This is a genomic window from Brasilonema octagenarum UFV-OR1, assembly GCF_963888615.1.
Classification (GTDB): domain Bacteria; phylum Cyanobacteriota; class Cyanobacteriia; order Cyanobacteriales; family Nostocaceae; genus Brasilonema; species Brasilonema sennae.
Genome location: NZ_CAWPKW010000271.1, coordinates 1 through 23086, shown reverse-complemented (window position 1 = coordinate 23086; position 23086 = coordinate 1). Strand labels below are relative to the sequence as shown.

13 protein-coding genes are annotated in these 23086 nt (G+C 44.1%); 12 read left to right on the top strand and 1 reads right to left on the bottom strand.

Annotation, left to right across the window (positions count from 1 at the left end; genetic code table 11):
* Nucleotides 1-581: 581 nt before the first annotated feature.
* The 12 genes from AC5590_RS22610 (at nucleotide 582) to argH (ending at nucleotide 22583) form a co-directional block, all read left to right on the top strand.
* Nucleotides 582-5999, top strand: coding sequence for a non-ribosomal peptide synthetase (locus tag AC5590_RS22610; protein WP_169265649.1), 5418 nt, complete (start codon nucleotides 582-584; stop codon nucleotides 5997-5999).
* Between the two features lie 11 nt (nucleotides 6000-6010).
* Nucleotides 6011-10231 carry a condensation domain-containing protein gene (locus AC5590_RS22605; protein ID WP_169265648.1) on the top strand — a complete coding sequence of 1407 codons (4221 nt, stop codon included), beginning with the start codon at nucleotides 6011-6013 and terminating at the stop codon, nucleotides 10229-10231.
* A gap of 244 nt (nucleotides 10232-10475) precedes the next feature.
* Nucleotides 10476-12347 carry an amino acid adenylation domain-containing protein gene (locus AC5590_RS22600; protein WP_169265647.1) on the top strand — a complete coding sequence of 624 codons (1872 nt, stop codon included), beginning with the start codon at nucleotides 10476-10478 and terminating at the stop codon, nucleotides 12345-12347.
* A 63-nt stretch (nucleotides 12348-12410) separates the two neighbouring features.
* The gene (locus AC5590_RS22595; RefSeq protein ID WP_169265646.1) at nucleotides 12411-13379 is read left to right on the top strand and encodes a chlorinating enzyme; all 969 of its coding nucleotides are present in this window, start codon (nucleotides 12411-12413) and stop codon (nucleotides 13377-13379) included.
* Between the two features lie 224 nt (nucleotides 13380-13603).
* Complete coding sequence (locus AC5590_RS22590; protein ID WP_169265645.1) at nucleotides 13604-13975, top strand: cupin domain-containing protein; 372 nt, start codon at nucleotides 13604-13606, stop codon at nucleotides 13973-13975.
* Nucleotides 13944-15233 (top strand): alpha/beta fold hydrolase, encoded by a 1290-nt coding sequence (locus AC5590_RS22585; RefSeq protein ID WP_169265644.1) that lies wholly within the window; start codon nucleotides 13944-13946, stop codon nucleotides 15231-15233. Before AC5590_RS22590 ends, AC5590_RS22585 begins: the two co-directional genes overlap by 32 nt.
* A 7-nt stretch (nucleotides 15234-15240) precedes the next feature.
* Complete coding sequence (locus tag AC5590_RS22580) at nucleotides 15241-15462, top strand: hypothetical protein (RefSeq protein ID WP_318284259.1); 222 nt, start codon at nucleotides 15241-15243, stop codon at nucleotides 15460-15462.
* Entirely contained in the window at nucleotides 15444-16760 is a 1317-nt protein-coding gene (locus AC5590_RS22575; protein ID WP_246162866.1) for an MFS transporter, read from the top strand. The genes AC5590_RS22580 and AC5590_RS22575 overlap by 19 nt, the downstream gene beginning before the upstream one ends.
* Nucleotides 16761-17002: 242 nt before the next feature.
* On the top strand, nucleotides 17003-19306 hold the full coding sequence (locus AC5590_RS22570; RefSeq protein WP_169265643.1) for a M20/M25/M40 family metallo-hydrolase: 2304 nt from the start codon (nucleotides 17003-17005) through the stop codon (nucleotides 19304-19306).
* A gap of 347 nt (nucleotides 19307-19653) precedes the next feature.
* Nucleotides 19654-20427, top strand: coding sequence for a nickel pincer cofactor biosynthesis protein LarB (gene larB / locus AC5590_RS22565; RefSeq protein ID WP_169265664.1), 774 nt, complete (start codon nucleotides 19654-19656; stop codon nucleotides 20425-20427).
* Between the two features lie 74 nt (nucleotides 20428-20501).
* Nucleotides 20502-21023: a GNAT family N-acetyltransferase gene (locus tag AC5590_RS22560; protein WP_169265642.1), complete on the top strand. Its 522-nt coding sequence runs from the start codon at nucleotides 20502-20504 to the stop codon at nucleotides 21021-21023.
* A gap of 171 nt (nucleotides 21024-21194) precedes the next feature.
* Entirely contained in the window at nucleotides 21195-22583 is a 1389-nt protein-coding gene (argH, locus tag AC5590_RS22555) for an argininosuccinate lyase (RefSeq protein WP_169265641.1), read from the top strand.
* A gap of 74 nt (nucleotides 22584-22657) precedes the next feature.
* Here argH and AC5590_RS22550 read toward each other — a convergent pair whose 3' ends face one another.
* A complete protein-coding gene (locus tag AC5590_RS22550) occupies nucleotides 22658-22825 on the bottom strand; it encodes an Asl3888 family RNA-binding protein (protein ID WP_169265640.1) in 168 nt (55 codons plus the stop codon).
* Nucleotides 22826-23086: the final 261 nt, after the last annotated feature.

Sequence of the window (23086 nt, the reverse complement as noted above, 5' to 3'; positions counted from 1 at the left end):
TGTTGTAACTTGAAATATTTAGACATGTTTTTGTATGTTGTGATACTATTTAGGGGACTAACTAGCAACTTGCGTTCTTAAGAATACAGAAAGAAAGCTAAATGAGTACTTAACTTCTGTTCTGCAAATCAAGTCATCCAATACCATGCCATAAAAATTTTGTCAATGCGTAAGCGCGAAAATCATTGCTTGCCGTTATATGTAAACACATGTAACAAAAAGTTGCATTTTGCATGAAACAGGCATGTGAAACAGTATTAATCAATATACGTACCTTTGTAATGCCAAAATGTCCATTTATTTTTTCGGCAATCCGAAATCCATATTCAATCCTTTGTAGAGGAATGTAATTACGACCGAAAAAAGTTTATTTCAACTGAACTTCTCCTTGGCAAATGATCACAAAGCTTACTGCATATGAATTTGTGCGATTTTTGAAATTGGCTGACTAGGTAGATATTAATGGCTGACGCTTACTTTTTAATGAACCACAAGAAACGACTTCACAACTTTAAATAAAACTCTTTTTTTACTAGCCGACGCTTCAGAACTGTTGGACTTTCACATGAGACTCAAGTAAGATGACTGACTATTTAAATGATTTAAAATTTTCCACTTTTATAGACCTGCTGCGCTACAGAGCACTAGACCAGCCAAATAAAGTAGGTTTTACCTTTTTACAGGATGGAGAAACAGAAAGCTCAAGCTTGACTTATCAAGAATTGGATAGACAGGCTCGGGCGATCGCGCAAGAGTTACAGTTATTAGGTGTTGCCAAGGGGGAACGTGCCCTACTTCTATATACGCCTGGTTTGGAATTTATTCCGGCATTTTTTGGCTGTTTGTATGCAGGGGTTGTTGCTGTTCCCGCCTATCCACCCCACTTAAATCGACCTATGCCAAGGTTGCAAGCGATTGTGGTGGATACTCAGGCAACGGTAGTGCTTACTACCGCCCAAATACTATCTAATGGCTCCCGTTTATTCACTCATACTCCAGAGTTGGGGGCTCTACAATGGCTTGCCACTGACAGTCTCACAGGTGGTCTGGAAGACCATTGGCAAAAGACGGAGGTAACTAGCGACACATTAGCTTTTCTGCAATATACTTCGGGTTCTACCTCTACACCAAAAGGTGTGATGGTGAACCACGGAAATCTTTTACACAACCAACAACTGATCAAATCAGGTTTTGGACATACTGAGCAAACTATTGTCGTCGGCTGGTTGCCCCTGTTCCATGACATGGGTTTGATTGGGAATATGCTTCAGCCCCTGTACTTAGGAACTGAGTGTATCCTAATGCCGCCAGTGGCTTTTCTCCAAAATCCTTTCCGTTGGCTCCAAGCCATTTGCCGATACAAAGCGACCACAAGTGGTGGGCCGAATTTTGCTTATGATCTGTGTGTGAGCAAAATTACTCCCGAACAACGGGCGACTCTTGACCTAAGTAGCTGGGAGGTGGCTTTTAACGGAGCCGAACCCGTCCGTGCCGAGACTATTGAGCGGTTTGCTCGAACTTTTGCTGATTCTGGCTTTCGACAAAAAGCTTTTTACCCATGTTATGGCATGGCAGAAACGACGCTCATTGTTTCTGGTGGTACCAAGGAAGCGCCGCCAGTATTCCAAAGCGTCGAGAAAGCGGCGCTAGAACAAAGTCGAGTCATTCCAGCCACTTTAGAGGATGGTGCGACTCAGAAATTAGTGAGTTCGGGTCAACCCTTGCAGGATTTGCGGGTTGTGATTGCCCACCCTGAGACATTAACTCGCTGTGCACCTGGAGAGGTAGGTGAGATTTGGGTTTCAGGTAACAGTGTGACTCAGGGTTACTGGAGGCGAACTGAGGAGACAGAACCCACTTTCCGCGCGTACCTCAAGGACTCTGGAGAAGGTTCATTTTTGCGTACAGGCGACTTAGGATTTTTGTACTCAGGCGAACTCTTTGTTACTGGTCGCCTCAAGGATTTAATTATCATCCGTGGTCGCAACCATTACCCCCAGGACATTGAACTGACATTGGAACAGAGCCATTCGGCACTGCAACCCACCTGTAGTGCGGCATTTGCCATTGATGTCACAGGTGAAGAACGGCTAGCAGTTGTTGTGGAAGTCAAGCGGAGCCACCTCCGGCATTTAAATGTCGAGGAGGTCGTGAAAGCTATTCGTCAAGCAGTTGCAGAACAACACGAGTTGCAAGTTTATGGTGTCTTACTGCTCAAGCCTGGAAGCATTCCCAAAACTTCCAGTGGCAAGATTCAACGTCATGCCTGCCGCGCTGATTATCTTAATGGCAGCCTGGATGTAGTAGGTAGCAGCATTTTGGAAGATACCTATGTCATGGAGAGCAAAGATAAACTGACTCGCGAAGCTCTGCTAGCAATAGAATCAAAACACCAAAAGCCGCTATTGGAGTCTTATCTTCAGGAGTGTGTGGCACGGGTGTTGAAGATAGCCCCGAACCAGTTGGACTTGCAGCAGCCCTTGAGTTCCTTGGGTCTGGACTCCTTGATGGCAACAGAACTGCAGCACAGCATCGAAACCGATCTGGGTGTGGTTCTGCCGATGACGAGTTTCTTAGAAGGCGATAGTATAGTCCAACTTGTTAGCTTGGTGTTAACTCAGTTGGCTGCACCTAACCAACAAACCACTCTTGTCCCAGTTGTGGAAGCTGATGTTGAACAACCTCTGTCTTATGGTCAGCGCTCCCTGTGGTTTTTGTACCAGCTAGCACCCCTAAGCCCAGCTTACAACATTGTCAATGCGGTGCGCATCAAGGGAGATATAGACATTCCTGCATTACAGCGTGCGTTTGAAAAACTGGTAGAACGCCATCCTGCTTTACGGACTACTTTCACTGCTTATTACGGGGAACCCGTTCAACAAGTTCACCAGCAGAGGGTCTTTGACTTCCACAAGCAAGACATTTCCACTTGGAGTGAGGAGTCTGTGAACCAACGTCTGCTGGAAGAGGCGCACCGTCCCTTCAATCTGGAACGAGGTCCCCTGATGCGGGTAAATCTGTTTGCGCGGTCAGCACAAGAGCATATTCTGCAGCTGGGTGTACATCACATCGTGGGTGACTTCTGGTCCCTGGCAGTACTGGTGCAGGAGCTAGGAATACTGTACGAGGCTCAAAAAGATGGTACTTCTGTGTCCCTTGCTCCTTTGCCACTACAGTACACTGACTATTCTCGCGCTACAGCAGAAATGCTAGCAAGTGCAGAAGGAGAGCGGTTTTGGGCATATTGGCAAAAGCAACTGGCGGGTCATTTACCAGTATTAAATTTATCCACCGATCGACCTCGACCACTGATTCAAACCTATCAGGGGGCAACTGTACCGTTCAAGCTGAGTGCAGATCTGACCCAGAGACTTAAGGCGCACAGTCGCACCCAAGGAGCCACCCTCTATATGACGTTACTGGCTGCCTTTAAGGTGCTGCTCCATCGCTATACAGGTCAAGAAGATATTCTAGTAGGCTCGCCCACAGCGGGGCGGAATCGCGCTGATTTTGCGGCGCTGGTAGGCTACTTCGTCAATCCCGTGGTTTTACGGTCGGATATGTCAGGAAACCCAACCTTCCTTGCGTTTCTTGGTCAAGTACAACAGACCGTGATTCATGCCTTTGAACACCAAGACTACTCCTTTGCACTGTTGGTAGAGCGACTGCAACCAGTACGAGATCCAAGCCGTTCGCCCCTGTTCCAAACCATGTTCGTCTTGCAGAAAGCGCATATTCTCAATGAGGAAGGCTTGGCATCGTTTGCTTTAGGCGAGACTGGGGCACGGATGCATCTGGGCAAACTGGAGATGGAGTCCTTGGCACTGGAACAACGGGTGGCGCAGTTCGATTTAACACTGACAATGGCGGAAGTGGACGGAGAACTAGCGGCATCCTTGGAGTACAACACCGACTTGTTTGATGCTGCCACCATCATGCGGATGGCAAGTCATTTTCAAACTTTGCTGGAAAGTATTCTCGCCAATCCACACCATAAACTCTCAGAGTTATCGATATTATCAAAAGCAGAACTGCATCAACTGCTTGTAGAGTTCAACCAGAATCAATCCAAAATCCGCATTCCCAGGCAGGAGCCTGGGAACGAGCCAAAATCCAAAATTGACCAATGCGTCCACGAACTGTTTGCCGCCCAGGTGGAGCGAACCCCCGATGCTGTAGCGGTGGAGTTTGCAAATGAAAAACTGTCCTACCGCGAACTGAACCTGCGTGCCAATCAACTAGCGCATTACCTAAAGTTTTTGGGTGTGGGATCGGACGTGCTGGTTAGTATCTGCCTAGAGCGATCGCCACAGATGTTGGTAGGAATTTTAGCCATCCTTAAGGCAGGTGGGGCGTATGTGCCCCTAGACCCGGCATATCCACCCCAAAGGTTGGCTTTGATGCTGGAAGATTCTCAATCGTCGGTGTTAATTACCCAACAGAAAATCACACAATGGCTACCCAAACACAAAGCTAAGGTCGTGTCGATAGACACAGACTGGGAAGTTATTGCCTGCGAAAGTCAGGAAAACCCTGTTAATAATGATGTCACTGCTGAAAATCTAGCTTATGTCATCTACACCTCTGGGTCCACTGGTGTTCCCAAGGGTGTGATGATTCCACACGGTGCTTTGACGAACTACACCCAGGCGGCGGCGGATGAATATGAGTTGGACATAGGCGATCGCGTATTGCAGTTTGCCTCTATTAGTTTCGATGCGGCGGCGGAAGAGATATTTCCCTGTCTGATACGGGGTGGAACCTTGGTGCTGCGTACTGATGCCATGTTAAGTTCAGTACGCGTGTTCTTACAAAAATGTTGTGAACTTGAGCTAACGGTGTTAGATCTGCCTACAGCATTCTGGCATCAAGTGGCTTCTGGCTTAGCTACCGAAGGTTGTATCTTACCTAAGCAACTGCGTTTGGTATTGATTGGCGGAGAAAAAGCGCTGAAGACCCAGTTGACAATTTGGCAAAAATATGCTACCAATAGCGTGCGGCTAGTAAATACTTACGGTCCTACGGAAACCACAATAGTTGCCACCAAGTGCGACTTATCGGAGTTAGCCTCAGCAGAGGTGCCCATTGGTTCTGCAATTCCTAACGTTCAAACTTACGTCCTGGATAACCATCTCCAACCAGTTCCTATTGGCGTAGTGGGCGAACTATACATTGGCGGGGTCGGTGTGGCAAGGGGCTATCTCAACCGTCCCGATCTGACAGCCGATAAATTTATTTCCAATCCCTATAGCCAAGAACCGATAGCACGGCTATACAAGACTGGGGACTTGGTTCGCTACTTGAGCAATGGAAACCTTGAGTTCATCGGGCGGATTGACCACCAAGTCAAGATTCGGGGCTTCCGGATCGAGCTAGGGGAGATTGAGGCGGTGCTGAACCAATATCCAGGGGTGCGGGAGGTTGTCGTCTTGGATAGAGAAGATATCCCTGGTGAAAAGCGCTTAGTAGCTTATGTAGTCCCTGACCAAGAGCAACCAATTACAACCAGTGAACTGCGTCGGTTCTTGAAAGAGAAACTGCCAGAGTATATGGTGCCTTCCGCCTTCATACTGCTGGATAAACTGCCACTGACACCCAACGGTAAGGTAGACCGCCTCGCGTTGCCTGCCCCTGACGGCATCAGACCCGAACTAGAAGAAACTTTTGTAGCACCTCGCAACCCTGTAGAGGAAGTGTTAGCTCTAATCTGGAGCGAAGTACTCAGAGTGGAGCAAGTGGGAATCTACGACAACTTTTTTGAATTGGGAGGTCACTCACTACTAGCAACTCAGGTTCTCTCCCGACTGCGGGACATTTTCCAGGTGGAACTACCCCTGCACGTTCTGTTTGAGGCAACGACCGTAGCGAAACTGTCCCAACATCTAATTGCTCTAGAAAGAAAGCCAGGTCAAACTGAAAAGATTGCTCAGATTATCCAAAACATTGAGGCGATGTCCGGCGAAGACATCAACAAGACGCTTCAGCAGAAGAAAAGGTAAAAAGGTGAAGCATGAAAGACATCAAAGACTTTTCAGACAAAACTCGACTTTCTCCAGAACAGCGTGAACTTCTCGCCTACCTGCTGCAAGAGGAGGGCATTGAACTTGAGGGGACGCCAACGATTTCTAAAAGAGAAAACCCTGAGGAACTACCTCTCTCCTTTGCCCAGCAACAACTATGGTTTCTCGACCAACTGGTGCCTGGAACCCCTACCTACAACATCCCCGCAGCTATACGCATTCAGGGTAAACTCAACGTGGCGGTGCTGGAGGAGAGCTTAAACGAAATTGTGCAGCGCCATGAAGTCTTACGAACCAAATTTTTCTGTGTTGATGACCAACCAGTCCAAGTTATCGTCCCAGATATGACTTTAACGCTGGCTAAGATCAACCTTCAAAAATTCCCTGATACTGAGCGGGAAGGCGAGGTGATGGAAATAGCTGTAGAGGAAGCCCAACAGCCTTTCGATTTGACAAAGGATTCTCTTGTGCGTGCCAAACTCCTGTGCTTATCTACAGAAGAACATGTGCTATTGCTGACTATGCATCATGCGGTTTCCGATGGATGGTCCCTTGGCCTGCTCGTGCGAGAGCTAGCGGCACTCTATGAGGCATTCTCTACAGGTAAACCTTCACCGCTTCCTGCTCTTCCAATTCAATATGGAGATTTTGCGGTTTGGCAACGACATCATTTGCAGGGGGAGGTGTTAAAGACTCAATTAGACTACTGGAAGCAAAAGCTAAGCAATAACTTATCTGTCTTGGATTTACCGACAGATAGACCTCGACCGACAAAACAGACTTTCCGGGGGACAAAGCAATCATTCTTTATAGGTAAACCCCTAGTTGAAGAACTTAAAATACTAAGTCAGCAGCAAGAAGCGACGCTTTTTATCACTCTACTAACTGCCTTTAAAACCCTACTTTACCGCTATTTGGAGCAAGACAAAATTTTGGTAGGGTCACCTGTAGCCAATCGCAACCAGATTGAAATTGAAAATTTGATTGGTTGCTTTGTGAATACTGTAGTTTTTCTGTCTTATTTTGAAAATCATTTTACCTTTACCGAAGTATTATGGCAGGTTCGAGATGTTGTTTTAAACACCTTCAAAAACCAAAATATACCATTTGAGAAATTGGTAGAATCCCTAAGTCCTGAGCGACATTTAAGTCATGCTCCTTTATTTCAGACAATGTTTGCTTTCCAAAATACACCAATGCCATCTTTGGAATTTTCTGGTCTGAAGTTAAGTCCTATTGAAATTGACAATAAAACGGCGAAGTTTGATTTAACGCTGAATTTGGAAGAGACTCCACAAGGACTTAAAGGTTGGTTTGAGTACAGTACAGACCTTTTTGACCAGTCCACGATTGTCCAGATGATAGAAAATTTTCAAATTATCTTAGAAACAGTTGTAATTAACCCTCAGCAGCAAATAGATCAAATACCCTTACAGAGGCTTCCCGAGCGTAAGCAAGAGTGTGAGGAGCTAACAATTATTGAGTCATCCACTGAGTGTATTTCAGAAAAAACCTACATTGAGCCTCACACACAGACACAAAAAGAACTCGCAGAGATTTGGCGTCAAGTTTTAGAAGTTGAAAGTATAAGTATTAACGATAACTTTTTTAAGTTGGGTGGGTATTCCTTGCGAGCAACTCAAGTGGTGTATCGTATTTGTAAAACTTTTGAAATAGATATGCCCTTGACGAGTCTTTTTGAAGAGCCAACCATTTTAGGGTTGGCAAGTAACATTGAAAAGCTACGTCAATCAAAACAAGGCGGTCAAAATTCCCATAAAGTAGAAACAGTTTCCAGAGATCAACCTCTTTCGCTATCTTTCTCTCAAGCAAGTCTATGGTTTTTAGCTCAGTTACAGCCTGATAGCTCTGCTTATAACATCTCTGCTGCTGTTCACATTCAAGGATCACTTGATATAGCGACGTTAGAAAAAAGTTTTCATGAAATTGTGCGTAGGCACGAAGTATTAAGAACTAGCTTTAGAATTATCAACGGGCAACCAGTACAGGTAATTTCTCCCAACTTAATCCTGCCTATATCAGTGGTTGAGTTGCAACATCTTCCAAATCAACATCTATCTGCTGAGGTGCAACGTTTAGCAAACCAAGAAGCTCAGCAGCCTTTTGACCTCTGCAATGCTCCCTTACTACGCACCACCTTAGTGTCCTTAGGAACACAAGAGTACGTGCTGTTGGTGACAATGCACCACATTATTTCTGATGGCTGGTCGATGGCGATTCTGATCCAAGAATTGTCCGAGCTTTATCGAACCTTTGCTATGGGCTTACCTTCTTCGCTGCCGACACTACCTATCCAGTATGCCGATTTTGCTAACTGGCAGCAACAATGGCTGCAGGGCGAAGTTCTCGAAACTCACATGTCGTATTGGAAGCAGCAACTTGCTGGTATTCCTAAATTACTGGACATCCCCACTGACTATCCACGACCAGACGTGCAGAGCTTTCGAGGAGCAAAACAAAGGTTAGCACTGTCTGTACCTCTGAGTGATGCGCTCAAAAACTTGAGCCAGCAGGAAGGAGTCACTTTATTTATGACTTTATTAGCTGCTGTTGAGACATTGTTTTACCGTTATAGCTCTCAGGAGGATATTGTTGTTGGTTCTCCCGTTGCTAATCGCAATCAAGTTGAAATTGAGCAACTGATTGGCTTTTTTGTCAACACCCTAGTATTACGTACTAACATGTCTGGCAACCCCAGTTTTCGGGAGTTATTAGCCAGAGTTCGTCAGATGAGTTTGAGTGCTTATGAGCATCAGGACTTGCCCTTTGAAAAGCTAGTTGAGGAACTTCAACCGGAGCGGAATTTAAGCTATAATCCTCTGTTCCAAGCCATGTTTTCCCTCAATGTCCCTACACCAACTTTTGATCTACCCGCTTTAACTGTAAGTTCCTTAGAGATTGAAGATAAAACAGCAAAGTTTGATTTGACGCTGAATTTGGAAGATACTGCACAAGGACTTAAAGGTTGGTTTGAGTACAGTACAGACCTTTTTGACCAGTCCACGATTGTCCAGATGATAGAAAATTTTCAGACAATATTGGAAACAGTTGTAATTAACCCCCAGCAGCAAATAGATCAAATACCCTTACAGAATCTTCCTGAGCGTAAAGTTGATAATAGAACTTTGGCAACAACAAAAATAACTGCCGATGATGTTCCTTATGTACCACCCCGAGATACTATCGAACTCTTACTAGCTCAAATCTGGTCAGAGCTTTTGAATAAAAACCCAGTTGGAGTGCGAGATAACTTTTTTGAACTCGGTGGCTATTCACTGCTCACTGTGCTATTAATATCTCAGATTCAACAGAAATTTAATACACTTTTACCCCTTGAGACGCTATTCCAAGCTCCCACCATTGAACACTTGGCAAAGCTTATACGTGCCGCATCACAGACTCTCCCGTTCTCTGCACTTGTTCCTATACAACCTCAAGGATCTCGACCTCCGTTATTCTGTATCCATCCAGGTGGAGGTAACATTCTTTGTTACCGTGAGTTAGCAAGTTGTTTAGGTATTAACCAACCTCTATACGGACTTCAGTCAATTGCCTTAAATCCTGAATGCCAGCCACATACTCAAATTGAACAAATGGCTGCTCACTATCTTGAACAGATACAAACAATCCAACCAAAAGGACCTTACTTACTTTGTGGCTGGTCTCTTGGGGGTGTAATAGCTTTTGAGATGGCTAAACAATGCTACTCTCAAAAACAATCAATAGGGTTGTTAGTTGTTATTGATGCTTATCCTCCTCATACTATTACCCACGAACCAATAGACGATGCTTCTATATTAGTAGAGCATTTTGCAGATAATCTACCTTTGTCAATAGAAGATTTGCGACGAATGGAACTTGATGAGCAATTAATTTTTGTAACGCAACAAGCTAGACAACAAAATTTGGTCTCCTTGGATTTTGATGTAAATATTGCACAACATTTATTAAATGTTTACAAGCTAAATGACGAGGCGATGAAAGCTTACGTTCCACAATATTATCCAGGTTCAATGGTTCTGATTCGAGCGAGGGAAAGCAACCCTAGTTTAGCTTCTGAGTGGGATGCTCTTGTTGAAAGAGTTGAGCATTATGAAATATCTGCTAACCATCAAAATATACTTAACCTAGATAATGCAAAAGTTGTAGCAGAAAAACTTTCTGCCTTATTACAATCAATGGTTAACTAACTGTAAATCAATTCAGTTTCGCTGATGGTAATTTATTCTGGAATGAGAATACAAGGAGATGTAGTTGAGGTCTGTAGACAAGATAGAAACCATCTCAGACGTGACTCTAAGTCTAGGAGATAAGGAGGGTTTATGAAAACCTAACTTTTAAAGTTTAGCTTTGGAGAGGTTTTTATAAACGGTGCAGAAGAAGAACCGTTACTTTTAATTCAGATGGAGGAAACTTAAAGTGGAAAAAATCAAAATGTCTAAAACAATGTCTGAATCAGCTGTGTTTTCAAATAAATGCTTGCATGAAATTTTTGAAGCAAGAGCACGTCAAGCACCTAATAAAATTGCTGTTTCCTATAAAGATGAGCAAATTTCTTATGAGGAATTGAATTGTCGTGCCAATCAACTCGCTCACCAATTACAATCTTTAGGGGTTGGTGCCGATGTACTAGTTGGTTTATGCACTGACCGAAGCATAGAAATGATCGTGGGAATACTTGCTATCCTAAAAGCTGGCGGAGCATATGTTCCTATAGACCCTAATTACCCAAGCAATCGTATTCGCTTATTACTTGAAGATAGTGCTGTTGCAGTGGTAGTGAGTGTATCGAGTGTAGCAGGATGTTTAGAAGGCTTCAATGTAAAAGTTGTTTGTATTGACGAAAATCTATCCTCACTTAACAATCAGCCTGTAACTTCTGGGCAGGTTATTAGTAATGATAGGAGTCTCGCTTATGTGATCTATACATCTGGGTCAACTGGAATTCCCAAAGGTGTGTTGATTGAGCATCGCAACGCTGTTCGCTTATTTGAACAAACTCATCAATGGTTTAACTTTGATGACAAAGATGTCTGGACAATGTTTCATTCGGTAGCATTTGATTTCTCAGTATGGGAGATCTGGGGCGCTTTACTCTACGGAGGACACCTAGTTATCGTTCCCTTTGAGGTTACTCGTTCGCCGAAACAATTCCATAATTTGTTGACACATAAGGGGATAACGGTTCTGAATCAAACACCCTCTGCATTTCGTCAATTGGTGGCAACTGATATTGCTAGTGAGGAATCCACTGATTTCGCTCTACGGCTCGTGATTTTTGGTGGAGAAGCTCTTGAACTGAAGCTATTAGATCCCTGGATAGCTCGCTATGGTGATCAACGTCCTCAATTAGTAAATATGTACGGAATCACCGAAACTACAGTTCACGTAACTTACAGGAGGATTACAAAACAGGATTTAGCAAGCTCCGATCTCAGCCCGATTGGTACTCCAATTCCTGATTTGCAAATTCATTTGTTAGATTCATCAGGTCAGCCAGTACCGGATGGAACCCCAGGAGATATTTATATCGCAGGTCCAGGTCTTGCCCGTGGATATCATAATAGACCTGAGCTTACTGCCGAGCGTTTTTTGCAAAACCATTCCTTTAGTACAGAGGGAGCTAGATTGTACTATTCCGGCGATCGCGCTGTTCGTATGGATAATGGCGAACTCATTTATCTTGGTCGAGCCGATGAACAAATCAAGGTACGCGGATTTCGGATAGAACCCAGGGAAATTGAGATGTGCCTGAGAAGCCATCCTCAGGTTACCTCTTGTGTTGTGATACCACATGATTATGGTGATGGTGATGTCCGTCTAATAGCTTATATAGTGCCAACTCCTAATTTGAGTATGACTATAGAGACGACTGAAGAACTTCGCAGTAATTTGGCTCAATACGCAGGAGTAGAATTGCCTATCCACATGAGACCCTCAGCTTACTCTATCCTGAGAGAACTTCCAATCACTGCACATGGCAAAGTTGACCGACGTGCCCTACCTATTCCATGTGTAGATAAGTCTATTTCTAGCACGGAATTAAATGCTTCCAAGACTTCTACTGAGCAAGTGGTGACCGAAATTTGGGAAGACCTCCTTGAAATTAATTGCACAAGTACAAATGATGACTTTTTTGATCTCGGTGGAACCTCCTTAGCTCTAATACGCCTTTTTGGGAGAATAAATGAACACTTTGGAATATCTCTGGATCTAAGTTCAATGGTTGAAGGAGCCACAATTTCCCATTTAGCTAGATGTGTTGATGCTGAATTACGTAATCAACAGCTTGTCAAAGTAAGTTGACGCAAAACGATCCATCTCCCTGTCCCTAAGAATTAAACTTTTACCCTAATTGGAAACAAGATAATGCAGAACATTCACACCAAACTTCAAAAATTTTCTCTTACTCAAGAAGAGCTAATAAAGTTTCATGAGCAAGGGTATATAGGTCCGTTTACTTTATACGAACCCGAAGAGATGAAAGCATTGTGGCAGAAAGAACGCCGTATTATGCTTGATCGGAGCAAAGCTGTCTATAAGGACGACAAAGCAGTTTCAGGAGTAACTAATATTTCAAACTATGATCGCCATCTCGATGTTTCTTTTTTGGCAGATCATGTCTGTCGTCCAGAAATCGTTGATAGAGTCAGCAGTATCCTAGGTCCTAATGTTCTATGCTGGCGATCTGAGTTTTTCCCTAAGTATCCCGGTGACGAGGGCACAGCTTGGCATCAGGCAGACACTTTTGCTAATGCTTCCGGTTCACCTCAAATTGTATGGCCAGAAGCTGAGGACTTTGGCGGCACAATAACTGTGTGGTCAGCTTTTACGGAAGCCACTATAGATAACGGCTGCCTTCAGTTCATCCCTGCCACTCATCGGACGATGTACTATGACGAAACTAAACGAATGCACTATGATCCAGAGCAGATCAACAACATAAATGAAAACCAGGAGATTAAACGCGGCTTCTTTGGTTATGATTACCGCGAGTTACAAATCGATCCAGACTGGACACCCGACGAATCAAAAAGCGTGTCAATGGTAATGCGCCCTGGACAATTCATTATTTTCTGGTCAACACTGATGCATGCTTCGCATCCTCATAGTGGAAAAACAAAAGATATGCGATTGGGTTATGTTGCTCGCTACGTTCCAACCTCTGTAAGAATTTATCCTGATACTGAAATAGTGACGGAATATGGTGGAAGTATTGATCTGGAGAAATACGGTGCAGTATTAGTTTCAGGTAAGAATGAGTTCACTCACAATCGTATTGCAACCCACACAATGAGAGGCAAACCCTTTAACTGTGGCCTGCATGAAGAAAGATAAGTAGAACAACTAAATTCAACGAAATTATAATCTAGGTTGGGGAGCCAGCCCTGTTCGCGCAGCGTCGCACTTTGTGCCATAGGAGGGTTTCCCTCCCTAGGGGACTGGCGTTTGAGAGACTCTCACCCAACAATGGTATGGTTTCGGTGGGTAACGCTTGCCATGAAACCATACTACAAATAATTAAGTTGCTCTAGTTAATCTTTGTGACTGAGGTGGAATACATGAACCAAATTGCTAGTGAAAAAGTGGAATTAGCAGAAAAGTTTAGCTTGATCGATAAATATTGGTCTCCAAAAATTGTCGGTGAACTAAACGGTCAGTATGTCAAGCTGGCAAAGTTTAAGGGTGAGTTTGTCTGGCATCAACATGATAATGAGGATGAATTATTTCTTGTTGTCAAAGGGGTATTAAAAATTAAGTTGTCAGATCGGGAGCTTACGTTGCGAGAAGGAGATTTTGCTGTCATTCCTAGAGGTGTTCAGCACCTTCCGATTGCTGATGAAGAAGTTCAAGTCCTTATGTTTGAACCAAAATCTACGATCAATACTGGCGAGGTGACGAATGAGCTTACAACTGACTGTGAATGGATCTGATTATCCTGTAGACAAAAAAACTGAATATGTAGACAGGCGGGAAGTTATGAATCAAGAAACCAAACAAGCAGTCGCAGACCTTACAAAGGCTTTACTTTCTGTAAGTACATTAGTAAATGCACTTGAAGACTCTGTGCGTGTTTCAACTGTATTGAACGGAAAGTTTACCTCAGAGTTAGGTGGATTTAGCTGTTCAACTAACAGTTTCGGAATCAAAGACTTGTTAAACAAAATTACTACACGGCTCGATATGCGCCAACTAGAATTTTGTCCCAAGATTTTACATAATATGACTACATTCGAGCATGTGGTTAGCAATCGGTTGGCTCTTACTCCAGACTATTGGTCTAATTTTCAAGCGCCAATGGAGTTACTATCAAATGTGGATGAAATTGTTGATGAAGTTGTCAATCATAGCCTTGAATCCTATTTCAAGCGCTCAGAGGTTATTTCCTTCGATGGTGCTTTGTTGAGAGCATATGCAGGAGGAGTGGCTAATGGAAAAGTGGTTATCATTGTGCCACCCTGTGGCATGCCTGTTGAATTATGTGAGTACTGGGTGCACTATTTGTCACAGGAGCATTATGTGATTACATGGGAAAGCCGTGGTCTATTTGGAAAAACTGAAAATTTCGACGCTCTGGGCTATGATGTTTTTTCTCAAGCAAAAGATTTGTTTGCTGTAATGGATTACTTTGGCATTGATTGCAGTCATGTAATGGGTTTGTGTGGTGGAGCGGCGATCGCACTAACAGCAGCATCATTACAACCAGAGCGAGTATCATCGCTTAGTCTGTGGCATGGTGATTTTGAACTCGGTGATAATTGCCAAAAAACTCGACACCAGAAAGATTTACAAATACTGATGTCTATGGCTGGAAGTAATCGAACTCAGGCTGCATCATTACAGAAATTGTTTGCTCAGCCAGCCATCCTAGAAAATATACCTATGCATTTGGCTCATCTAATACTCTACCCGTATGTAACTGGAGAGCTGTTTTTCCGTTATGGTAAACTGAACGGGAGCATAATGAATGCCGACATAATACCTTTTTTAAATAAGGTATTGCAGCCTACGTTGGTAGTGACAAGCAAAGATGACACTACGGCTCATCCAGAAGGCTCTTTGTTTGTAGCTGACAAGCTCTCAAATGCGACTCTACATATAGAGTTACATGGTGACCACATTTCCTTGTTTAGCGCTGAATCAAATCTTACCAAGCTAGCTACAAAGTTTATTCGTGATGAAGCCTTATAGTAGTTGAGTGGCTGATCAGCAAAAGGATGAAGCTGAATCCAGATCAATTCACATCATCTCCGGCTATTTCAGAGATCATCGACTAGACCTCAGGCAATTTGTCATGGATATCGTTCGTACGGGGGATAGGAATGTTCCTTTGTACTTGCGTTTGGCAGACAGAAACAAAGCCGATAAGGCAGTGTTTTCCCAGTTGATGAAGGATTTTCAATGGCACAAAGCACTTTAGATCGCAGGATGCTGGTTTTTGCACTCATCTGGTTGGGGCAACTTGTATCACTGTTTGGCTCTGGTCTGACCAGTTTCGCATTGGGCATCTGGGTGTACCAGCGCACTGGCTCGGCGACGCAGTTTGCGCTCATTTCCTTGTTCACTACCCTACCAGGTATCCTGATATCACCACTAGCAGGTGCGCTTGTGGATCGCTGGGATCGTCGCTGGACGATGATACTTAATGATGCTGGGGCAGGCTTCAGCACATTGCTCATGGCACTGCTACTTTTTGCTAATCAGTTGAATGTTTGGCAGATCTTCTTAGGAATTAGTGCCATTTCTACCTTTAACGCCTTTCAGTTACCAGCCTATACTGTCGCAACGACCTTGCTCGTTCCCAAGCAACACCTTGGTCGCGCTAGCGGTATGGTGCAAGTCGCAGATGCAACAGCGCAGATTCTATCACCAACGGTGGCGGGTCTTTTAGTTGTGACGCTCCACATCCAAGGTGTAATGCTGATTGATGTCGCCACCTTTGCTTTCTCTCTCGTTACACTGCTGCTCGTTCGATTTCCCCGACCTGAAACTACCACCGAAGGTAAAAAAGGGCAGGGAACGCTTTTGCATGAATCTGCTTATGGTTGGTCTTATATCACCGCACGACCCGGATTACTGGGGTTATTGATCTTCTTTGCTGGTAGCAATTTCGTCATGGGAGTTGTCAGCGTGTTGGTTACGCCCCTAGTGCTGGCATTCGGTCCCGTCGCCCTGCTTGGCACAGTGCTATCCGTTGGTGGCAGTGGAATGCTGCTCGGTAGTTTGGTAATGACCGTTTGGGGCGGTGGCAAGCGCCGCATCTACAATGTCCTAACCTTCACATTCTTAGGTGGGTTATGCATTTTCTTTTCTGGACTCCGACCCTCTGTCCCTGTCTTCTTTTTTACTGCATTTTTTTACTTCTTTGGCATACCCCTGATCAACGGCTCGAGTCAGGCTATCTGGCAGAGCAAGGTACCGCCTGATGTACAGGGACGAGTTTTTGCCGTGCGGCGAATGATTGCCTCGGCATCTTTGCCACTTGCGTATGTCATTGCAGGACCGTTGGCAGACCGAGTATTCGAGCCACTGCTTGCTGTTGGCGGACCTCTAGCTGGAAGTATTGGAAAGATTATTGGCGTAGGAAAAGGATACGGCATTGCCCTATTGTTTGTTGTGATGGGAGTACTCACTGTGGTGGCAACAGTTGGGGGTTATTTGTATCCTCGTCTAAGGCTGGTGGAGGATGAACTGCCGGATGCATTGCAAAACATTTAGCATCGTTCCACTCTGCCCTGCTTAAGGCTATCAACGCAGAGGAACTTTCCGCTATTCTGTTACGACTGAATGCAACGCCTGCATGACCAGTTGCAACCAAAGGCACAAGTTCAAAACCAAAATTGCCGAAAAAGTGGCGAGCATCGCTGTATGAAAAATCGGTAGGGTGTTAATCAAAACTAACAAAATGAGGCCACCCTACTTTTGGGTATAAGACCATATCAAAACCAGGGTAACTGAGCATGAAAAAGATGAAAATCGTTACCTTTTTGTTAATTCTCTTTTTTGCATTCATTGGGGTTTACCAGCTAAATCCTCCCGCCGCAGCACCCATAAACGCACCTCTAGCGGAGTTTTCTTCTGGTCGTGCGATGAAACACCTTGAGGCGATCGCCCAAAAACCTCACCCAATTGGTTCACCTGAACACACAAAAGTACGCGATTACATCTTACAAGAATTGACCGCTCAGGGACTTAGCCCAACAGTTCAGAAAACAACGGTTGTCAACCCTAGATGGGGTACTCCATTTGTAGCCGGAACTGTACATAATATTATTGCCAGACTACAAGGAACAAATAACACTAAGGCTATTTTAGTTGCCGCTCACTACGACTCAGTGCCAAACGGTTCTGGTGCCAGTGATGATGGTGCTGCTGTCGTGGCAATGCTAGAAACTATTAGAGCTTTAAGAGCAGGTTCACCCTTAAGAAATGATGTTATTTTTCTCATCAGTGATGGTGAAGAACCAGGGCTTTTAGGAGCAAAAGCTTTTGTAGATGAACATCCTTGGGCTAAAGATGTTGGACTTGTGCTCAATTTTGAAGCCCGTGGAAATAACGGTGCTTCAGTAATGTTTGAAACTAGCAGTGATAATGGATGGCTGATTCAGGAGTTTGCTAAAGCCGCCACCCATCCAGTTGCCAATTCACTCACTTATAGCATTTATAAGCTTTTGCCAAATGATACCGATTTAACGATGTTCAAACAGGCGGGATTTCCTGGATTTAATTTTGCTTATTTGAATGGTGTCATTCATTATCACACTTTTTCTGACAATCTGGAAAATATTGATCAGCGCAGCCTCCAGCACCACGGCGACTATGCCTTGGCTTTGACACGTCATTTTGGCAACTTAGATTTAAAAGATACAAAAAAAAGCGATTGTGTCTATTTTGACATCTTAGGCTTAGCTCTTATTCACTACCCCAGTCTGTGGGTTGCTCCTTTGACAGTTTTTGTAGTTTTATTATTTGTTGGGGTGGTGGTACTCGGTTTTAGAAGAAAGCAGTTGACGTTCTCTGGTATTAGTTTAGGCTTTCTTGCTTTTGTGTTAAGTATTGTCAGTGCTTCGCTGATTGTGACACTTACCTGGTGGATGATAGGGAGCTTGCACAGTGGGTATAAAGCATTTCCTCAGGGCGATACTTATAACAGCCAATTTTACATGTTAAGCTTTGTAGCCCTCACCATTGCCATTACCTCAGGTCTTTATGTTTGGTTCCGCAAAAAGATAAGTATACAAAACTTAACACTTGGCGCATTGCTTTGGTGGCTGATATTTATGGTGCTGACTAGCGTGTATTTGCCCGGTGCTAGTTATCTATTTACATGGCCGCTACTGTTTAGTCTTGTAGGATTGGGGTTTATATTTGCTGACAATCGGGATTGTGCCAAGGTCAAACGCTTGGTAGTCCTAACTGCTTGCGCCATTCCAGGCATCATCCTGCTTGCTCCCACAATTTACTTGGTATTCGTCGCACTTACCCTAGAATTGTCTTTTGTGGTAATGGTTCTGGTCGTGCTACTACTTGGATTGCTAATTCCCCACCTTTGCCTGATGGCAATTCCAAACAAATGGTTGTTGCCCACCGCTTCAATACTGGTAAGTTTAAGTTTTATTGTCCTCGGTAGCTTAACAGCAGGTTTTGACGCTAGCCATCCCAAACCAAACAGTATCTTTTATGGTTTGAATGCCGACACAAGGAAAGCAATCTGGGCGAGTGCTGATAAACAACCAGACGAGTGGACATCCCAGTTCCTTTCTAAGGATACAGAACAAACTAAATTAGCTGAATATTTTCCTACAGTCTCAAGGAAATTTCTCAAAAGTCAGGCTCCTGTAGTACAACTGACTACACCCCTAATCGAGCCACTCAGTAACGACGTGCGTGATGGCACCAGAACTGTACGTATGCGTATTACCTCGCCTCGCCAAGCACGTATTATACGTATATACTTAGACTCAAATACAGAAGTTCTCGGGGCAGCACTGAATGGGAAGAAAATCGACAACTATACAAGTGATCGCACTGCCTCTGCAAAGGAGTGGGGTTTCAATTATTTTGCCCTTCCTAAAGAAGGTATAGAGCTAACTTTGGCAGTAAAGCCATCCCAACCCTTAAAGCTAAAAGCGGTGGATCAATCAGATGGGCTTCCAGAAATACCTGGCAAATCTTTCCCAGCAAGACCGAAGTATATGATGCCCACAGGATTTGCATCTGGAGTTAGTGATTCGACTCTAGTAAGCAAATCGTTTACTTTTTGAATTCAACTCTCAAGAAACACAGGGAACAGGGAACAGGGAAGAAGGGAAAGAGGTGTTTCTTTCATTCATAGCGGGTGGCGCACCGCCCGTGGTCGGCTCAGATCTTGCACCAGGGTCAAAAACCGGGTTTCTTGAGAATGACGACACTTGTAAACCTTAATTTGCCGTTCACAAGCCCGGTTTTTTAGGTTTTGTTGAGAATGGTGCAAGATGTCAGATTCAACTGAAAGTAACAAAATAGAGTTTAGATAGGAAAGTGGGTAATGGAAAATGGGGAAGAAACGATTCCCCAATTCCCAATCCCTAATCCAAAATCTAAAATCCATAAGTTAACATCCAAAATTGCCGTGAGTCAACCTGAAGAAGTGCGATCGCTCTTAGAATCCGTTGCCAATGGTAACGTTACTCCAGATGGAGCATTAGAAAAACTGAAACACTTAGCTTATGAACCTGTAGGCGATTTTGCCAAAGTTGACCATCATCGCGCCTTAAGAACAGGATTTCCAGAAGTCATTTGGGGACCGGGCAAAACTCCTGATCAAATTGCTCAAATTATGGAAGCTATGCGCCAGCGTAATTCAGTGGTGATGGCAACGCGCATAGAACCAGATGTTTTCGCCGTACTAGAAACAAAAGTTCAAGATTTGCGCTACTACAACTTGGCGCGAATTTGTGCAATTACTCCCCCCACCATTGAACCACAGTATCCTGGCACAATTGGGATTCTTTCTGCTGGCACTGCTGATTTACCCGTTGCTGAGGAAGCTGCTGTCACCGCAGAACTTTCTGGTTTCCATGTGCAGCGTCTTTGGGATGTGGGAGTTGCAGGAATTCACCGTTTACTAAATAACCGCCATGTAATTGAATCAGCGTCAGTTTTGATTGTCGTAGCGGGGATGGAAGGCGCTTTACCCAGTGTAGTTGCGGGTTTGGCAGATTGTCCTGTTGTCGCTGTTCCTACTAGCATTGGTTACGGTGCAAGTTTTGGCGGTTTAGCGCCACTCTTGACAATGCTCAACTCTTGTGCTGCTGGTGTTGGTGTGGTGAATATTGATAATGGTTTTGGTGCAGCAGTGTTGGCGGGGCAAATTGTGCGTACAGCTTATAAATTAAGGAATTAAAATTCTCTGCACTTTGCAATTTGTGGAGAAATTTGCACTGGTGTTTACATAATTGGAGAAAAACGAAACGCGACATGGACAAAGCGCCGGTGCTTTTGCATTTAGAAAAGGTAACGGAACACTACGCCGAACTGCTGTACTCTCACCTGAGTGACGTGAGATTATACGAATACCTAGAAGATAACATCCCGATTCTCTCGGCTCTCAAGCAAAAGTTCAAGTTCGCCGCACTAGAAAAATCGCCAGATAACGACACTATGATTTGGCTGAAGTGGGTTGTGATAGTTCCACAACAGCAGTACGTTGGAGTTGTCGAGATAGGTATTTTCGATGATGCATACGCAGAAATCGGCTTCATGACTTTCGTAGACTTCCAGAACCGGGGATACGCGCCTGTCTACTGTTCAAGAGCGATTGCTCTTGCTCGAAGCCGTTTCGACTTTCCCGCCCTGTACGCTAGTGTGAACGAGCAAAACCATGCCTCCCGTAAGGTGGTTGAGAAGCTTGGGTTTGAACTGTACAACGTCAATAAAAACGTGGAGTTCGTCAAAGGAAAACTTTCCGATGAACTCATTTACCGTTTAACCTTCTCATGAGTAGTTAATTAGACACTAAATGATTGAGACTTCACTTGAAGCGCTTTTGTGCTGAAGGTTGATGTATCAGTTAGTTTACCAATTTTGCCAAATATAAATTATGCATTATCAATTATGAATGCTAAAAAGTTTCATAGTTCATAATTTATTGCTCATAACTTTCCCATACCCATGACAAAACAACAAACTTGGAGTCAACGGTTTGAATCGGCACTACATCCTGCGATCGCTCTGTTTAATGCAAGTATTAATTTTGACATTCAATTAATTGAATATGACCTCACTGGCTCTCAAGCTCATGCCAAAATGCTAGCTCACACTGGTATCATTTCCCCAGAAGAAGGAGAGCAACTCGTTGCAGGTTTAGAGCAAATTCGCCAGGAATATCGCCAAGACAAATTTCACCCAGGTATCGAAGCGGAAGACGTACACTTTGCTGTTGAACGGCGTCTTGTGGAAATTGTTGGCGACTTGGGTAAGAAGTTACACACTGCTCGCTCCCGCAACGACCAAGTCGGTACTGATACTAGACTCTATCTCCGCGATCAAATTCAACAAATCCGCGAGCAATTGCGAGAATTTCAACAAGTTTTACTAGATATCGCCGAAAAAAACGTTGAAACGCTGATTCCTGGTTATACTCACCTACAACGTGCCCAACCTTTGAGTTTAGCTCACCACTTGCTGGCATACTTTCATATGGCGCAACGTGACTGGGAACGTTTAGGAGATGTTTCTCGCCGAGTTAATATCTCACCATTGGGGTGCGGTGCTTTGGCTGGAACAACTTTCCCTATAGATCGCCACTACACAGCAAAACTGTTGGATTTTGAGGGAGTTTATGCAAATAGTCTTGATGGAGTGAGCGATCGCGATTTTGCGATCGAATTTCTCTGTGCTGCTAGTCTGATTATGGTTCACCTGAGTCGTCTGTCAGAAGAAGTCATTCTTTGGGCTTCAGAGGAATTTAGCTTTGTGACTCTTAAAGATAGCTGCGCGACAGGTTCTAGCATTATGCCCCAAAAAAAGAACCCCGACGTACCGGAATTGGTGCGCGGGAAAACTGGACGTGTATTTGGTCATCTGCAGGCAATGTTGGTGATGATGAAGGGGCTACCCTTGGCTTACAACAAAGACCTACAAGAAGACAAAGAAGGTTTATTTGACAGTGTCGTCACAGTCAAAGCTTGTTTAGAAGCAATGACAATTTTACTCCAAGAAGGGTTAGAATTCCGTACTCAGCGCTTGGCAGAAGCAGTTGCAGAAGACTTTTCTAATGCTACCGATGTAGGAGACTATCTTGCCGCACGGGGTGTTCCTTTCCGAGAAGCATACAATCTTGTGGGAAAAGTCGTAAAAACTAGTATTGCTGCCGGAAAACTCCTCAAAGATTTGACCTTGGAGGAGTGGCAACAACTTCATCCAGCGTTTGCAGAAGACATTTACCAGGCAATTTTACCCCAGCAAGTGGTTGCAGCTCGTAATAGCTACGGTGGCACAGGGTTTGCACAAGTCAAAGGCGCACTCCTTAGCGCCCGCGCCCAAATGACTGCTAAATAACCTACAAAGGCGTACATTATGTACGCCCTCACACCTTAAAAAGCGATCAGGCAAAATAAATTCTCACAGAGAACTTACTCAGCAGCAGCTATTGATGCTGCGCCCTCATCCTCTTCATTCTTCGGCGGTCTTTGTTGGAACCTTCTTTGGAAACGTCCCGTTGTAGTCCGTTTACGAAACTTTCGGGCATACGCCTGGTTCCGTAGCGCCTTTTCTTTCTTGGGATTGCGGCGCTTGGCCATGTTCACCTCATTAATAAACAACAAAAAAGCTACTTCTAGGCTGATTGTAGGCAATAACAGGTATTGGTATTACTTATATAAATTTAGCCTAGTTTTGCAACAAAATAATTTCAGACGGTAGGCAATTATAGCATATTTTAAGCTTATATATCAACATTTTTGTAGAATTATATAGCAATCCTAAATCATTTATAAACAATTCTGTTCCGCTACATTTTTCCTAGACAAAAACGGACAACCTTAGCATTTTGAGGCGGTTGA

Bases quoted from the DNA above. Each gene is read 5' to 3' on its own strand.
- AC5590_RS22560 (WP_169265642.1), top strand. From the start codon at position 20,502: ATGGACAAAGCGCCGGTGCTTTTGCATTTAGAAAAGGTAACGGAACAC.
- argH (WP_169265641.1), top strand. From the start codon at position 21,195: ATGACAAAACAACAAACTTGGAGTCAACGGTTTGAATCGGCACTACAT.
- AC5590_RS22550 (WP_169265640.1), bottom strand. From the start codon at position 22,825: ATGGCCAAGCGCCGCAATCCCAAGAAAGAAAAGGCGCTACGGAACCAG.
- AC5590_RS22610 (WP_169265649.1), top strand. From the start codon at position 582: ATGACTGACTATTTAAATGATTTAAAATTTTCCACTTTTATAGACCTG.
- AC5590_RS22605 (WP_169265648.1), top strand. From the start codon at position 6,011: ATGAAAGACATCAAAGACTTTTCAGACAAAACTCGACTTTCTCCAGAA.
- AC5590_RS22600 (WP_169265647.1), top strand. From the start codon at position 10,476: ATGTCTAAAACAATGTCTGAATCAGCTGTGTTTTCAAATAAATGCTTG.
- AC5590_RS22570 (WP_169265643.1), top strand. From the start codon at position 17,003: ATGAAAAAGATGAAAATCGTTACCTTTTTGTTAATTCTCTTTTTTGCA.
- AC5590_RS22575 (WP_246162866.1), top strand. From the start codon at position 15,444: ATGGCACAAAGCACTTTAGATCGCAGGATGCTGGTTTTTGCACTCATC.
- AC5590_RS22585 (WP_169265644.1), top strand. From the start codon at position 13,944: ATGAGCTTACAACTGACTGTGAATGGATCTGATTATCCTGTAGACAAA.
- AC5590_RS22590 (WP_169265645.1), top strand. From the start codon at position 13,604: ATGAACCAAATTGCTAGTGAAAAAGTGGAATTAGCAGAAAAGTTTAGC.
- AC5590_RS22595 (WP_169265646.1), top strand. From the start codon at position 12,411: ATGCAGAACATTCACACCAAACTTCAAAAATTTTCTCTTACTCAAGAA.